Raw genomic sequence first — 15,638 nt, forward strand, 5'->3', positions numbered from 1 at the left:
TACATATTACTTTTGGAGGTAGGCTTATTAATCCTTCTAGCAGCTTACCAGATGCCAAATTTGCTCCAAAAGCAGACTCCTCAGTCTTGCAAATCTGGGGTGGGCATCCTTTGCGAGGTCATGTGAAAATTAGCGGGGCAAAAAATTCAGCACTGGTAATCATGGCTGGAGCCTTACTGTGTCCGGGTGATTGTCGCATCCGCAATGTCCCCTTATTAGCGGACGTGGAGCGGATGGCTCAGGTATTATCGGCTTTAGGTGTACGCCTAACACGGCAAGGTGATATTTTAGACATCAACGCCAGCGAAATTAAAACATCAAAAGCTCCCTACGAACTAGTTACCCAATTGAGGGCGAGTTTTTTCGCTATTGGAGCCATTCTGGCAAGATTGGGAGTAGCACAGATGCCCTTACCAGGCGGTTGTGCTATTGGAGCAAGACCGGTTGACTTGCATGTCCGGGGACTGCAAGCAATGGGAGCTGAGGTACAAATTGAGCATGGCATTTGTAATGCCTACGTCCCTGGCAGCAACCGGAGATTAAAAGGTGCGAAGATTTATTTAGACATCGCTAGCGTCGGAGCGACGGAAAACTTGATGATGGCGGCTACCCTGGCAGAGGGCGAAACAATCATCGAAAATGCTGCCAGAGAACCGGAAGTAGTTGATTTAGCTAACTTCTGTAACGCAATGGGAGCCAAGATTAAAGGGGCAGGGACTAGCAGAATTATTATTGAAGGAGTCCCCAAGTTACATTCTGTTGACTACAGTATTATTCCCGATCGCATTGAGGCCGGGACATTTTTGTTGGCAGCAGCAATTACGCGCTCAGAACTTACCCTTTCGCCGGTGGCTCCAGAACATCTTGTACCAGTGATTGCCAAGTTGCGGGATATTGGGGTGACAATAATTGAGGAAAAACCTGAATACTTACGCGTTCTGCCAGCGGAAACCCTGAAGGCAACGGATATTGAAACTCAATACCATCCAGGTTTTCCCACAGATATGCAAGCGCCGTTCATGGCTTTGCTGGCATTGGCAGAAGGCGACAGCGTGATTAACGAATCCGTCTTTGAAAATCGCTTGCGTCATGCCTCAGAGTTGAATCGCTTGGGGGCAGATATTCGTGTCAAAGGCAACGCTGCTTTCGTTCGGGGAGTACCAAAATTGTCTGGCGCACCAGTATTAGGCACAGACTTACGAGCATCGGCAGCGCTAGTCATCGCAGGACTGGCGGCAGAAGGACAAACCACAATTCAGGGATTACAGCACCTTGATCGTGGCTATGATCGACTTGATGTGAAGTTGCAGCAATTGGGAGCTAAAATCCTGCGTGTGGGCGAAACATCAGCAGATGCAGAAATCGCTTCCAGCATCAGTAGCCTGTCAAGTTGAAATTGATCGGTTGAGACTGACGTTGGAACAAGGGGAATGAGGGAAACGAGGGAGACAAGGTAAAATTTTCTCCCCCTACTCCCCCTGCCCACCCTATTTAAATCGTTATACTAACTGTGGGAGGCTGTTTATTTATCCAGCCAGATTCCAGAGTTGTGTTTTTTATAGCTTGCTGCACTATGTCCTTCTTTAAAACCCCGCTAATTGGTTTAAAAGCCGACTCATTTCGTCATCCATTAGACCTGGAAGCTACCAAAACGCTTAAGCAAATACCAGGCATAGATATGTTGGTGCGAAATTGGCTTGGGCCAATGGCAGAGCAGGTTTTCTATGTGGAAAATATTGCCTCCAGCGTTCTAGTGGGTGAAAAGCAACTGCCCGATTTATATAAGCTGTTGTTAGACGCCTGTAAAATCCTGGATATAGAGCCTCCCCAGTTGTACGTCCGGCAACATCCGGCTCCCAACGCCTATACTTTTGCTGTGCGGGGTAAGCAGCCCTTTGTGGTGCTACACACATCCCTGATTGATATCCTCACACCAGAGGAAATCCAGGCAGTAATTGCCCACGAATTAGGGCATCTAAAGTGTGACCATAGCGTTTATTTGACTCCTGTAAATTTATTAATATTAGCTGCGGCGATTGTGCCCAATGTCGGCACCTTCGTTGCTCAAGCGATACAGGCACAACTTTTAGAATGGGTACGCTGTGCTGAGTTTACTTGCGATCGCGCCGCATTACTAGCAACCCAAGACCCCAAAGTTGTCATGTCAGTGTTGATGAAGCTGGCGGGTGGTTCCCTCACCTTAGCACCACAACTGAATCTCGATGCCTTTGTTGCCCAAGCCCGCGCTTACGATGACATTAGCAAGACTGAATTAGGTGAAATGGTCAAAGCTGCCCGTACAGCCCAATTAACTCATCCAGTGCCAGTCCTGCGGGCGCGAGAAATTGACCGTTGGTCAAGCAGCACAGAATATCAAACTCTGTTGCAAAGTCACGGACTGAAGTCTACAAGTAATGAAGTTGCACCCAAAGGCGGATGGCGAAACTGGTAGAGCTACTAATGAAATTTGGTTATGTAAATTAGATGTGTTTTGGCTTACAATACTCCAGGGATTCGCTAATGCGTTGGCGCAGCCCGTCGTAGACATCGCACTCCCTAAATTTTTTCAGATAAGCTATGGGCAATCGGACTGTGATGTAAAATACTTGTACAGCCCAAAAATCACCTAATGACCAGGTTTCCTTACGACCAGTTCGCCAAAGACTATCTTAAAGAATTGTTACAACAATTGGGACAAGTGGAAACAAGTCGGAAAGTTCCAGCCCAAATCCGAGAGATTGATGTTTATTTTGTACCTCCACCCCAATCCACAAAAAATACAATAGAATTAGGGCTGTTAGGAAAATTTGCGGCTGAACCTGCATTAGTTGAACCATTTAGAAATGCGGCTACAATTGCGGAGATTCGCAGTTGCATGAATAAGTTGTTTGATATCTTTGCTGAAGTAAAACGCCAAGCTAAAGGTGATAAAAATCGGTTTGCAGAATCAGAATTACCACGTTTGTGGATTTTGTCACCCACAGCTTCTGAATCTATATTGGATGGTTTTAGAGCTAACCTAGATGAAGAAAATTGGGGAATAGGAGTACATTTTTTAGGCGATTATTTGAGAACAGCAATTGTGGTAATTCACCAATTACCGTGTACAGAAGAAACACTATGGTTGAGAATTTTAGGTAAGGGAAGAGTCCAGCAACAAGCGATAGATGAACTAGAAGCACTTCCCCAAAATAATCCCTTACGTTCCAAAGCAATTGATTTATTATTGAACTTAAAGATTACCTTAGAATTCAATCAAAATATAGACGAGGAGGATAGAGATTTAATTATGCGCTTATCACCTATTTATGAGCAAAAATTAGCAGAAGTCAAACAAGAAGGAATTCAAGAAGGAATTCAAGAAGGAATTCAAGAAGGAATTCAAGCAGAACGTCGTAATGTTATAGAGAATTTTTTGCGAGTTCGCTTTGGTTCTTTAGATGCAGAATTAAGAGTAATTACTGAAGCTTTATTAGCATTATCTCCAGAGGAATTTACTCCTTTATTACTGCAACTATCCAGAGAAGAATTATTAAATAGGTTCCTTTAAAAGAACTCAGTCTGAGATACTGGATTCTCCACCTTTACTGAGAAATCAATGAAAATTTTAAGCTTGTTCAATCGGACAATTGGATTAAAAACATCCTATTGCTTAAGCCACAGTCGCTACCATGACAGTTATAACCAATGACGATCGCTTTCAACCAATAAATCTCTTTGAGTATGAAAAGCTAGCAAAAGAGCATCTGTCTCAAATGACGCTTGATTACTATAGCAGTGGCGCTTGGGATGAAATAACATTGCGGGATAATCGTGCTGCCTTTGAGCGAGTCAAGCTGCGACCTAGGATATTAGTCGATGTTAGCGATGTCTACGACGGACTACGCCTACGCAATCTAACTACCTCCATTTTAGGACAACCCCTGCAACTACCTTTGTTAATTGCACCGATGGCTTTTCAATGTCTAGCCCATCCAGACGGAGAAGTTGCCACGGCTCTAGCTGCGGCATCAGCTGGTGTGGGCATGGTGTTAAGTACACTGGCAACAAAGAGCATTGAAGAAGTGGCGACTGCATGTGATAAATTTCCCGATTCTCTGCGATGGTTTCAGCTTTACATCCATAAAGATCGGGGATTAACTCGTACTTTAGTAGAAAAAGCCTATAAAGCAGGCTACAAAGCACTTTGTCTGACTGTAGATGCACCTGTTCTCGGACAACGGGAGAGAGATAGACGTAACGAGTTTGCCTTACCCCCAGACTTACATCTGGCTAATCTCGCCACCATCTCAGGGCTAGATATTTCCCAAGAAAAAGGTGAATCTGGGTTATTTACCTATTTTGCCCAACAGCTAAACCCAGCAGTCACTTGGCACGATTTGGAATGGTTGCAGTCTTTATCTCCACTACCTTTAGTGATTAAAGGAATTTTACGGGGAGATGATGCTGTTCGGGCTGTAGAATATGGAGCCAAAGCAATTGTTGTTTCCAATCATGGTGGCAGACAACTCGATGGTGCGATCGCTTCTTTAGATGCCCTAGCTGAAATAGTAGCAGCAGTCGATGGTAAAGTAGAAATATTGTTGGATGGGGGCATTCGTAGGGGTACAGACATTCTCAAAGCTCTGGCATTAGGAGCAAAAGCGGTACTGATCGGACGACCTATTTTGTGGGGACTAGCAGTAGCAGGACAAGTCGGTGTATCTCATGTCATCTCACTGCTACAAGAAGAGTTAAATGTGGGAATGGCACTTAGCGGCTGTGCCAAACTAGAGGATATTGACCCTAGTTTATTGACCCTGCTACGCCTTTAAGCCTTATAAAAGCCATTATTCTAGCAAAACTTTCAGAATTAATTTTCAGACTAGTTACAAAATTCCTTAATTAGAGTACAATAGTTAAGATTGGATATAACGGGCGGGTGGCGAAACTGGTAGACGCACCACACTCAAAATGTGGCGGCCTTGCGGTCATAGGAGTTCGATTCTCCTCCTGCCCACTAGCAAATAAGTACTGGAGAGGTTAAAAGTAATGCGCCTGAAAAGATGGGAATCTCCCCGTAAAGAAGGCAGGAATGACAAAGGTAGAGGCGGTTCTGCAAGGAAGCGGCAACTTAAAAAGCAAAGGCAAATGTTACGGCAAAAACTCAAGGAAAGTAACAAACCAGACAATAACAAAAACAATGTAGCAGGGGAAGATAAGCTTATCTTCCCCTTATTTTTTGAGCTTTTATTTGATAAAAAAATAAATTATAGCGATATTTCAGTATATAGAATAAATCAAATTTGTAATAGATTTGGAAAATAATAAGAAAAAATTATTAGTCATTCTTTAAAATATATTAATTTGAATTAAACCTCTTAAGCATATACTTACGGATCAAAATCATCAGACTAAGTGTCTGGTATTTCACTTCGCCATCTAATTTGTATATGTAGCAAATATTACGCAAAAAATATATATATCCATAGGAATTTATTGTAATTGTAATGCTTGCATGAATCTATCAAAAATTTATTATAAAGGAAGTATGAATTTTGGCAAACAGCGTCTGAAATCCCTAGCTTAAAACAGTAAGCTAGGACACAACAGCAAATAATTCTAGTATTACCGATTAAGCCAAAAGTATACTAAGAAGGCAATTGCACCTCCATGTGTTAACTTCCAATGATGACACAAGCCGACAAAAAGTCAGGAGTCATCCAATCCGAATTATTCAATATTCGGATTGGTCTAGGTAATCTATGGATTTTTTTCTTGGACACAGGAGTTATTGATAGTGGCAAGAGTGCTTCTACCTACTAAAAAAGTGCTTGATTTTCCTATTACTGCTTTACGCTTTGATCACCAGGTACAAACAATACTGAAGTGGGCCAATAAGCGTGAAAGCAAAACTGTATATGTAGCCAATGTACATATGCTCATTGAAGCTCATTGGAATCCAGAGTTTGCTACCGTATTACGAAATGCAGATATAGTTACTCCTGATGGTATGCCTCTTGTATGGATGATGCGAAAAATGGGGGCGCTTTACCAAGACCGTGTGGCAGGGATGGATATTTTCCTAGCATTGTGTCAGCTAACTCAAACACAAAATCTTAGTATTTTCTTTCTAGGTTCCCAAACAGAAATTCTTTCTAGGATGCGAAAAAGGTTAGAGCAGGAATTTCCCCAGATGAAGATTGCGGCGATGGAACCTCTACCCTTTCGTCCCCTGACTGAAACTGAAGACGAAGCTTTAGTTCAAAAGATTAATTCTAGTGGTGCCAGCACCGTCTTAGTGTCTCTGGGATGTCCCAAACAAGAAAATTGGATAGCTCAACATAAGGGTAAGATACAAGCTGTAATGATTGGACTGGGTGGAGTTTTCCCAGTTTATGCAGGAATTCACAAGCGGGCACCCCGCATAGTTCGAGACTTAGGACTTGAATGGCTGTATCGATGGATTCAAGAACCGCGCCGACTTTGCAGTCGCTATGCTAAGACCATTCCACTATTTATATGGCTGGCTATGAAGCAACTACTATCATCAAGTCGTATTGCAGCGGTCTTCCTTCACGACACTGGGGATTAAGGAAAAGGAAATAGGGTAAGACTAACTGGCGTGAAAAGAAATAATCTAGTTGCCCCTAGCTTTGCATATTAAAGTTACATGTAACAGCTTCTGGAGCAATAGTTGGTATGATATTAAGCACTAAACATTTCTTGGGAACATTCCTAGAAGCATGGATGTTGCTAGCTTTTTATTGTTACAGCACAAATATTGACGTTAGTTGTGTTGAAATCCACTGTATTCAGGATCTCGATTTACATTTTTACTTTCTCAGTCATATCGCCGTTGATGGCAATTTACCAACAAGTTATCCATAAAAATAAATAATAGACCTCTTGCATAAGTCGAATAGACCCCCCTTAATCCCACGCCACTTGCTACAACGGAGGGAACCTCCGCAACGCAGTGGCTCCCCGATATATTGGGGGGAAACTTTAAATCTTGCCCCCTCCCCTTCATAAGGGGAGGGTTGGGGAGGGGTGATTCAAGGATTTTTGCAAGAGGTCTAATGTGTTTATAGTCAGCAGGAACAGACCCTAAAGCGTTCATAATCAAGTGAAGCACATTTTAAATTCAAAGCGAATTGCGATCGCACAATTTTTCCTCTTAACCCTCTTTCATCACTATCGGATAAATTAACGTCAGTTCGACGATACAGCCAAACGTTGATTCTAGGGTTCACCCCAAAATGATCAAAGAGTCTAAGTGTAAGCATTCCGACTAATCAATGTCCTGCTGTAAAAATCCATTACCTGAAACCAACTATTAAAGTACTTGACATTAACCCAGAACTAAGTGCTATATTAACTATAGTGAAATCATTGGGGCGTCGCCAAGTGGTAAGGCAGCGGGTTTTGGTCTCGCCATCCCTGGGTTCGAATCCTAGCGCCCCAGTTAATTTAAAGACAGGCTGTCATGCCTGTCTTTTAGAATATTTAATTACATTTTTAAGATGCGTATCAATGCATCTAATTCTGAAAATGTTACTTGTCAGGCGATTTGAGAGCTTGATCCAGAGTTTGCCTAGCCTGTTCTGCTTTAGATCGCGCTTCTTGGTAACGCACATTAGCTTGGGCAAAATTTTTGAGAACTTTAAAACCTTCCTTGAGTCGAGTAATTTCCTCTTCAGTTACCGACTCGTCAGAGAACAGAACATCAACAGCTTTGCGAATTTCTAACGCTTCAGTTCGTGACTCCTGAACTTTGAGCTTGAGTGTGGCCAAGTTACTCAGCACCTGAACAGCTTGTGTAATGGTATCCTCACCGCTAGCAATATCAATAGTTGGCTCTTTAACCTCAATTAATTGTTGAGGGCCAAATCCTTCTTCCAGTTCCGTGGGTAGCTTACCTGCATCCATCAGTTCCATCAGCTGATCCATTGCTTTGTCACGGGTTTTGGCTGAATCTTTTCCAGAAACAGTGAGAATAATTTCTGGGCTTTGAGCGAGAGTGTATTGAACCATATTTGATTTGAGCAGAAAAGTTGCTGGTTAACCAAGCTGAGGAAACTAATTATAACATCTTGCGTGTCAGGTTCTTTGTTGGTAAATCTATTTCAGTCTCGGTTTCCCAAATTCATGTGATTTATATTTTTAATGATCTCATGCTTCAATCCTCCGCCTGCCAAGTTGCTCCAAATAAAATCTTTATACTGAAGAAAAGGGGAATAAGTTTAACAGGAGGGGAGAGCAATGGCTCCCAGTCCCACCATCATGCAAGCTGTAGAACAGCTGGGCTATCGTGTCACCGTTGGTGATGTGGCAACTCAGGCAGGATTGAACGTCGCTGAAGCTAATCAAAGCTTGTTAGCCCTGGCATCTGATGCTGGGGGACATTTGCAGGTAGCGGATTCGGGTGATATAGTTTACCTTTTTCCACCAAATTTTCGAGCAATTTTGCGTAATAAATACTTCCGGTTACGATTGCAGGAATGGTGGAAAAAGGTCTGGAGTGTTCTGTTTTACCTGATTCGCATTTCTTTTGGAATTTTCTTAACTCTTTCTATCGTTCTGATAACTGTTACCATCTTCATTATTATTACTGCTGCCAATTCAGACCGTGACGGCAACAATCGGGGCAGTAATTCTGGCGGTGGGGGGTTTTTCTATTTTCCAAATTTATTTTGGTATCTTAGCCCAAATTATGACACCCACTACCAGGAACGACGACGTGGAAGCCGCGAAGAAAGCAATCTAAATTTCTTTGAAGCTGTGTTTTCGTTTTTGTTTGGTGATGGGAATCCAAACGCCAACTTAGAAGAACGCCGCTGGCAAGAAATTGCTACGGTGATTCGGAGTAACCGTGGTGCAGTGGTAGCAGAACAAATTGCCCCATATTTGGATGACATTGGCGAGGGATATACAAGAGAGTACGAAGATTATATGCTGCCTGTTCTGACGCGATTTAATGGGCAACCGACGGTAAGTCCGGAAGGGCAAATTGTTTATTACTTCCCAGAGTTGCAGGTGAGTGCAGTTAAAAAACGCCGTCATTCAATATCAGCTTATTTGGAGGAATTACTCTGGCGTTTTAGTGCTGCAAGTTCAGGGCAAATTATGCTGAGTGCTGGGTTGGGTGTACTAAATTTTGTTGGTGCTTTAGTACTGGGAAGTTTGTTGAGAGATGGGACAGTAGCTGTCCAATTAGGTGGACTGGTAGCTTTTGTGCAAGGAATTTATTGGCTGCTATTGGCTTACGGAGCAGGTTTCTTAGGTGTACCGTTATTGCGTTATTTTTGGATTCGGTGGCGTAATCGCAAAATTGTTGATCGCAACCGCGATCGCCTTTCCCGATCAAGGCTATTAGCAAGTCCTGATGCACCTTTGCAACAAAAAATCGACTATGCTCAACAATTTGCAACAGAAAAAGTTATTGGCAATGAAGATTTAGTGTATTCTAGCGAAACCGACTTACTCGACCAGGAAGTTGAGTATTCTGCACAAACTGATGCTGAATGGCAACGGCGCTTGGAACGTGGGAGTGGGGAATAGAGTGAAGAGTTGAGAGTGAGGAGTGAATAATTAAGATTTATTTAAAACTCCTAACTTTTAACTCCTAACTTTCTCCTTACTTCGCCTGAATTGGTGTTAAGGCTACACCTTGATAATAATGCCCCAAAATTTGCAAGTGGTTCACTCCCTGCCGAGCCAGATTATACGCCCCCCACTGACTCATACCCAACCCATGACCGAAGCCAAGCCCTTGCAGTACAAAACTCCCATCGGCTCCCTTGGTGACGCTAAAGCGGGTACTTTTTAACTTGAGGGCTGTCCGCACTTGCTCGCCCTGTAGCACCTTTGTACCCCTGTTGCCGACAATTTTCAAGACTTTAACACTGCGGAAAGGTGAGTATGTTTCTGGAATCATATCCAAGACATTGCCCACCTCAGGAAATTTAGCGCTAATTTCAGTAGGTGAGAAGGTTTTCACCCAATTACACTCGCGGATATTTTGATCGTAGTCTTCAACAGCCCGTAGGTAAGGCTCGTTGCTTCCCCAAACATCTTCCACATTTTCAGTGTGTCCCCCAGAACAAGCGTGGAAAACTGAAAGAATAATCCGGTTTTTGTAAGTTAGTACTTGCCCTAATGTGGAATCCACTGCGGCGTAAGTAGCAGGAGCTTCACTAATGACACCTTTGTAAATTTGCCAACGATCCGGGGTATTGCCTAAATCATAAATAGGATTATTCCGCTGTTTTTCTCGTTCGTAGAGGGCATAGGTGCGGGCAGCGATCGCTTGGGCTTTTAAAGCTTCTTGGGGCCAGCTAGCATCCATTTCGCCACCGAGAACGCTGTAGAGATATTCTTGGTCATCAACCCAGTTAACAGCGGTTAAGCCTTTTTCTGTAGGGACAACCAGAGTTCTACCCCGATACCAGCGATCGCCAATATAAACGAATCCTTTACCAGTTGGCTCAATCCAAAATAAACCAGACTGCCACTTATCTAAAGCAACTCCGCCAGGAATGGTTTGGGCATAATATGCACTCATCGCTGGTAACTCTCCGAGAGTCCGGCCAGTACTATCCTTGACGATCCCAGTGGTGGAACTGCCCACTTTTACCTGATTAACCCCTCTCTCAATTGCCACACGCAGAATTACAGATGCTTGGGCTGGGGCAACCAAAGCTATCCACAAAAGGACACTTACCCACGAATAACGTACTTTAATCTGGGAAAAGAAAGAGCCTAAGTAAAGTTGGAATTTCATGCTGATCATCTAATCACACTAGTATCTAATTGACGCTCTTAACTATGGCGTCTACTACTTGATGAGACACTTCTCCAACGCAGGAGGTTGCCACCTCCTACTAATTATGCATTTTGCTTTAACTATAAAGTAGAAATCAGATGATCTTGACACTCGCTCTTGGCAAGGCTCAGATCCCCGACTTCTCACAGAAGTCGGGGATCTCGTTGTTCACGAATGATTTAAGATTGTTACTGCGATCGCGCATATCAGAAGTTCTTACCCGTGCTTCATCCTACAAATATCAGTGCGGTTGCATTTAAAAACTGGACAAAAGAGAACACAGGGACATAAGAACACTGAGAGTTTCAAGAGCGTCGGTGCGTCTCCCACTCTTGGCGTCTTCTTTGATCTGCCTACGATGCCAATACCTTTTGAGAATTGCTCACTTCATTAGCGATAATTCCAATTAAATTCAACTTACTCAAAATTTCTGTAGCTTGAGTCAGTTCAGTTCGGGTTACTTTACCCATGCGCTCTACCATTACGATACCATTGCAAAGAGATGCCACAATTCTGGCATCAACTCTGCCTAAAATAGGCGGAGCATCTATCAGTACTAAGTCATATGTTTGCTCAAACAACTCTATTAGTTCTTTCATCCTTCGAGAACTGAGCAACTTCACCGTGTCTTCTGGTACAGGTCCAGCAGTCAAAATATCAATAGAGGGGTGAATAGGCTGGATATAATCTTGAAAATGAGTAGTTGTCTCATCAACTAATAACAGAGATAGTCCCCAGTCATTGGATAGTTCCAGGATTTTGTGTAGGCTAGGATTATGTAGGTTGGCATCAATAACTAATACCCGTCGATGCATTCGGGTAGCGCTAGCCACAAGCCCTAATACTAAGGTTGTCTTCCCTTCGCCTGGTAGTGCTGAAGTCAACATCAATGACTTGAAGGGTAAGGGATATTTTAATATTTGAATATTTTGGTAGATCATGTCCAAGGTTTCATGGACGGGTAATTTAGTAGTGGCTTCTACTACAGAGGAATCTGAGGTTCGCTGCCCATTCCAAGGCAGGTTCAGCCGCCGCTTTTTGACACCACGCGACGGTAGTTTTGGTACTGACCCCAGTACACGTAGGTTCGTCAGTTTCTTTAAATCTCCCGCACAATAAATAGCGTCATTAAACTTTTCCAAAATCAGGGCTGCTAAGATACCTAAAATCGGCCCAATTACTCCTCCCCCAACCAAAAGTAATAATATGTTGCTCCCCATATAAGTACCTAGAGCCGGTTCTGCTAAAACTTGCCAGTTATATCCTTCCTGAGCAATTTTCAGTCCCAAGGACTGTTGCGCCTGAAGTAATTGTTCAAGGCTTTTGTGACTAGTTTGTACCTTTGGCAACAGACGGTTATACTCTGCTATTAAGCTTGGGTATTTATTTAGCTCAGAGCGGAGTCCCTGTTCTGACTCGGCTAGATTCTTTTCATTGGCAGTTAGTCCTAAAACAGTTGTCTGCACCAAAATAAATTCGTCTACTAGTGTTGGATCAACCCCTACCATTTGCCCTTTTAAGAGCGGTTCTCCCTTACTGCTAGTAGTAATAACTTTCACCTCTTGTCGTAATAGCGACAGTTGACTTTGGCGTTGCTGTTTTAGTTTTTGTACCGATGGATAATCGTCTGTATAGCGCAGCCGCTCCTTAGCCAATGCTAGTTCAGTCTTTTGAATTTCACTCAATAGTGCTTGGTAGCGGCTTGAGTGATTTAAACGAGAAGAAATTAGTTCATTCTGCTGAGATGAAGAGGCTATTTGTTGCTCTAGGTTATCGTAGCGAGCATTTACGTCTTGAAGATTGGCACGAGTGGTTTGTAGCTGTTGTTGAATATCGGCTAGAGATTCTAACAGGATTTTACTTTGGACTTCGGGATTGAGTAATTTATGTTTATTGCGAAACTGTTCCAAATTTTTATCAGCTTTACTCACCTCTTTTTTGATCTCAGGTAGGCGAGCATTTACAAAAGCTAGTCCCTTATTCAGACGTTCTTTTTGTTGCTCTTTGTTGTAGTTTTGATAGACTTTCTGTAGAGATTGAAGTACTCTTTGTGCTTTGACTGGATCGTTATCATCGAAGGAAACTTTAAATACTTGACTAAAAACTTTATTAGCTCCTATGCCTCCTTCTTCTGGTGTCACTTTTAGAGATGTTTTTTTGTTCCATTCTGTTTGACCATTAATATCCTCTAAGGTAATATTAGGATAATCAGAATGAAGTAAATCTACGGCTTTCTGAAGCAACTTAGAACTCAGCATGAGTTTCATCTGAGTAGCGGAATCAACAACTTGAGAATTGGAATCAGTAACCTGATTATCTGCATCTACTGGGATATTATTTGACTGTGCCCCTTCAGATAAATTGGAACTCACCAATATCTGCATGTTGCTCTGGTAAGTAGGTTTAGCAATGACAGCCACGAGGCTAGCAGCAGACATAACTACACAGGAAACCCCCAAGATCAAAAAGCGGTGACGAAGCAAAATAGTAAATAGTTGTCTGATGTCAACTGCGCCTTGTGCTGAAGTAGTAACCTGTTGCTCTTGATTCAGACTAGTCTTAGCCACTATCAAACTCCTCTAATATCGAAACACTATATTTATTTGCAAGATTTATGAGAAATGTGAAAGGTTTTTTTACACCTATAGCTGCAACAACATACTTAATTATTCTTCCAATAATGACAAGCTCACTTGGCACAATATTATGCCAACTGGCACTTTCATGTTCATCAATTCATGCATATAAATTCTTAATCAGTGTTGAAAGAATAAATTTTCAATAAACATTTTCTTTAAAGAAGAAAAATCTTGACGGAAAATTAATTATTTTTCATAAGTATTTAAGTAAAAAATTCTCAGATTCACAACACTACTATATGTTAAAGTTACTTTGATAAGTTTTAATATAAAAATCAAATTAAGAAAAATATTTGAACCATACTATTTATTGATTATTGATACACTTACTTGCCCGTAATTTTGCAGTTAAATAGTTTACTTTATGGTAAAACTAAACTGCTGTTTATTTGCTAGACGTTATGAGTTGGACTACTAAACTCTAAGATAGAGCCTGGTTAATTTTAGATTTTAGATTAGAAGGGTTCAAGAGGAAATCTAGAATCTAAAATCAAAATTTAAACGCCTAGCTTGGTTAACTCTACTTCCCGCCGCCTGGGTACTTCATGAATCATGAAATCATAAGCCATATCAGTACAGGGAAAAATAGCACGGGCTTCCTTGAGTAGATCCTTCAACTCCAAGGTATTGCCAGGAGCATAGCGGGGACTAAAATGACTCATAATCAGTCGATGTGCCCCAGCAGCTAAAGCTGTTTGCGCTGCCATTGTGGTAGTGGAATGCAATCGCTGAAAAGCCATGTCTGCATCTTGATGGGCAAAGGTTGCTTCGTGAATTAATACATCTGCATCATGAGCTAATTGCACTGCACCATCACAATAAATTGTGTCTGTACAATAGGCAATTTTTCGACCTATTTCTATAGGTCCGCATAATTGGGTGCCATCAATCACCCGTCCGTCGCCAAGGGTCACTGTTTCACCGCGCTTGAGTTGACCGTAAATGCGACCAGGAGGAATTTGCAACGCCTTGGCTTTTTCAATATCAAAGCGTCCTGCTCGATCTTTTTCGGCTACGCGGTAGCCGAAAGCTGTAATGCGGTGATGCAAATTACCACAGCTAACGGTGAAGTCATCGTCTTCATAAATTACTCCTGGACGGATGGCATGGACTTTAATGGGGTAGGAAAAGTGTGTGTAAGAGTAACGGGAGGCAGCTTGAATGTAATCATTTAATCCAGGTGGCCCATATATATCAATTCGTTCCACATTGCCAGCCAAGCCGCAAGTGGCAAGAAGTCCCATCAACCCAAAGATGTGGTCGCCGTGCATATGAGTGATAAAAATTCGGGAGAGTTGACTAATTTTCAGTTCACTCCGCATAATTTGATGTTGGGTGCCTTCACCACAGTCGAATAACCACAGTTCTGCCCTTTGGGGTAATCTCAGGGCGACACTGGAAACATTACGCGATCGTGTGGGTACACCGGAACTGGTCCCTAAGAATGTTATCTGCACAGCGTTCTTTAGTCTTCCTATTGCTCAATTTGCAGCTATATTTTCTATAGTGACACGGTTAATGAGCAAAATACTTTTGAGAAGAAGTCGCCTTTTCTCGCTTTCATAATGATTATCATTCTTTAATGAATGCTGTCTCTTGTTTTTTCTGGAATAATATCAAGTCCGATCATAGAAGAGTCCAGATCGTGGACTATGGAATGGTACAAAGGTGGCAGATTGGTTGAGCGAACTAAAAGGTGAAAAAATAGATCGTAGACGTGGTTGACAGTACCTCAAACAAATTATATTTTGTCTGCGTGTACCACGACCTGAATATAGAGAAGCTGACCCAATTGAACAAGAAAGCTGGAAAAAAACTCAATTTGAAACTGCAATTTATTTAAGCTAAACTATCCGTTCGCAGAAATAAAAGTATGAAATAGGGATGAGGACCTAAACGGTATTCATCCGATTCTAGTCCTATTAATAATTGGTTTTTGCCACGGAAGCGGAGAATCGGATTATCGAGATGATAGATTTTTGTTCCAGAGATGACTCACCCGGACATCCATGATAATAGTTTGCAGTCCTGCTTATAATTGAGATTAGTAAAGATAACTGAGTGGCAGAAACTAGCACAGTCAAAAGTTGACGATTCTCAGCAAAAACAAAAGCCTACCCGAAGATAATCGGGAGGCTTTGGTTAGATTATTGTCCCTGGCATCGAGCTATTTTTGCGTAGGGCTACCCCTA

Annotated in this window: 12 protein-coding genes and 2 tRNA genes; 10 read left to right on the forward strand and 4 right to left on the reverse strand. The window is 42.2% G+C overall.

Features of this window, described 5'->3' with window-relative positions; translation table 11 throughout:
• Positions 1-26: 26 nt before the first annotated feature.
• The 9 genes from murA (at position 27) to V7K35_RS29230 (ending at position 7,447) form a co-directional block, all read left to right on the forward strand.
• Positions 27-1,394 (forward strand): UDP-N-acetylglucosamine 1-carboxyvinyltransferase, encoded by a 1,368-nt coding sequence (gene murA / locus V7K35_RS29190; RefSeq protein ID WP_334793458.1) that lies wholly within the window; start codon positions 27-29, stop codon positions 1,392-1,394.
• Positions 1,395-1,573: 179 nt separating this feature from the next.
• Positions 1,574-2,452, forward strand: coding sequence for a M48 family metallopeptidase (locus tag V7K35_RS29195; protein WP_335083929.1), 879 nt, complete (start codon positions 1,574-1,576; stop codon positions 2,450-2,452).
• Positions 2,453-2,629: 177 nt separating this feature from the next.
• Entirely contained in the window at positions 2,630-3,550 is a 921-nt protein-coding gene (locus tag V7K35_RS29200; RefSeq protein WP_335083931.1) for a hypothetical protein, read from the forward strand.
• 121 nt (positions 3,551-3,671) lie between these two features.
• Positions 3,672-4,814, forward strand: coding sequence for an alpha-hydroxy acid oxidase (locus V7K35_RS29205; RefSeq protein ID WP_334793447.1), 1,143 nt, complete (start codon positions 3,672-3,674; stop codon positions 4,812-4,814).
• Between the two features lie 101 nt (positions 4,815-4,915).
• Positions 4,916-4,999, forward strand: a tRNA-Leu gene (locus tag V7K35_RS29210).
• A 32-nt stretch (positions 5,000-5,031) separates the two neighbouring features.
• Complete coding sequence (locus V7K35_RS29215) at positions 5,032-5,307, forward strand: hypothetical protein (RefSeq protein ID WP_335083933.1); 276 nt, start codon at positions 5,032-5,034, stop codon at positions 5,305-5,307.
• A gap of 469 nt (positions 5,308-5,776) precedes the next feature.
• Entirely contained in the window at positions 5,777-6,574 is a 798-nt protein-coding gene (locus V7K35_RS29220; RefSeq protein ID WP_335083945.1) for a WecB/TagA/CpsF family glycosyltransferase, read from the forward strand.
• 107 nt (positions 6,575-6,681) lie between these two features.
• Entirely contained in the window at positions 6,682-6,870 is a 189-nt protein-coding gene (locus V7K35_RS29225; RefSeq protein WP_335083935.1) for a hypothetical protein, read from the forward strand.
• A 505-nt stretch (positions 6,871-7,375) separates the two neighbouring features.
• Positions 7,376-7,447, forward strand: a tRNA-Gln gene (locus V7K35_RS29230).
• Between the two features lie 89 nt (positions 7,448-7,536).
• Here V7K35_RS29230 and V7K35_RS29235 read toward each other — a convergent pair.
• Positions 7,537-8,016, reverse strand: a complete 480-nt coding sequence (locus V7K35_RS29235; RefSeq protein ID WP_334793451.1) for a hypothetical protein — start codon at positions 8,014-8,016, stop codon at positions 7,537-7,539.
• 228 nt (positions 8,017-8,244) lie between these two features.
• Between V7K35_RS29235 and V7K35_RS29240 the strand changes: the two genes are divergently transcribed.
• Positions 8,245-9,543 (forward strand): hypothetical protein, encoded by a 1,299-nt coding sequence (locus V7K35_RS29240; protein ID WP_335083937.1) that lies wholly within the window; start codon positions 8,245-8,247, stop codon positions 9,541-9,543.
• A 76-nt stretch (positions 9,544-9,619) separates the two neighbouring features.
• Here the strand turns inward: V7K35_RS29240 and V7K35_RS29245 are convergent, their stop codons facing one another.
• The 3 genes from V7K35_RS29245 to V7K35_RS29255 all read right to left on the reverse strand — a co-directional run bounded on the left by V7K35_RS29245 (position 9,620) and on the right by V7K35_RS29255 (position 14,903).
• Entirely contained in the window at positions 9,620-10,765 is a 1,146-nt protein-coding gene (locus tag V7K35_RS29245) for a SpoIID/LytB domain-containing protein (RefSeq protein WP_335083939.1), read from the reverse strand.
• Between the two features lie 395 nt (positions 10,766-11,160).
• Positions 11,161-13,374: a GumC family protein gene (locus V7K35_RS29250; protein WP_335083941.1), complete on the reverse strand. Its 2,214-nt coding sequence runs from the start codon at positions 13,372-13,374 to the stop codon at positions 11,161-11,163.
• A gap of 569 nt (positions 13,375-13,943) precedes the next feature.
• Complete coding sequence (locus V7K35_RS29255; protein WP_334793456.1) at positions 13,944-14,903, reverse strand: ribonuclease Z; 960 nt, start codon at positions 14,901-14,903, stop codon at positions 13,944-13,946.
• Positions 14,904-15,638 lie beyond the last annotated feature (735 nt).

Origin of the sequence: Nostoc sp., assembly GCF_036917275.1 — a bacterium.
GTDB lineage: Bacteria > Cyanobacteriota > Cyanobacteriia > Cyanobacteriales > Nostocaceae > Nostoc.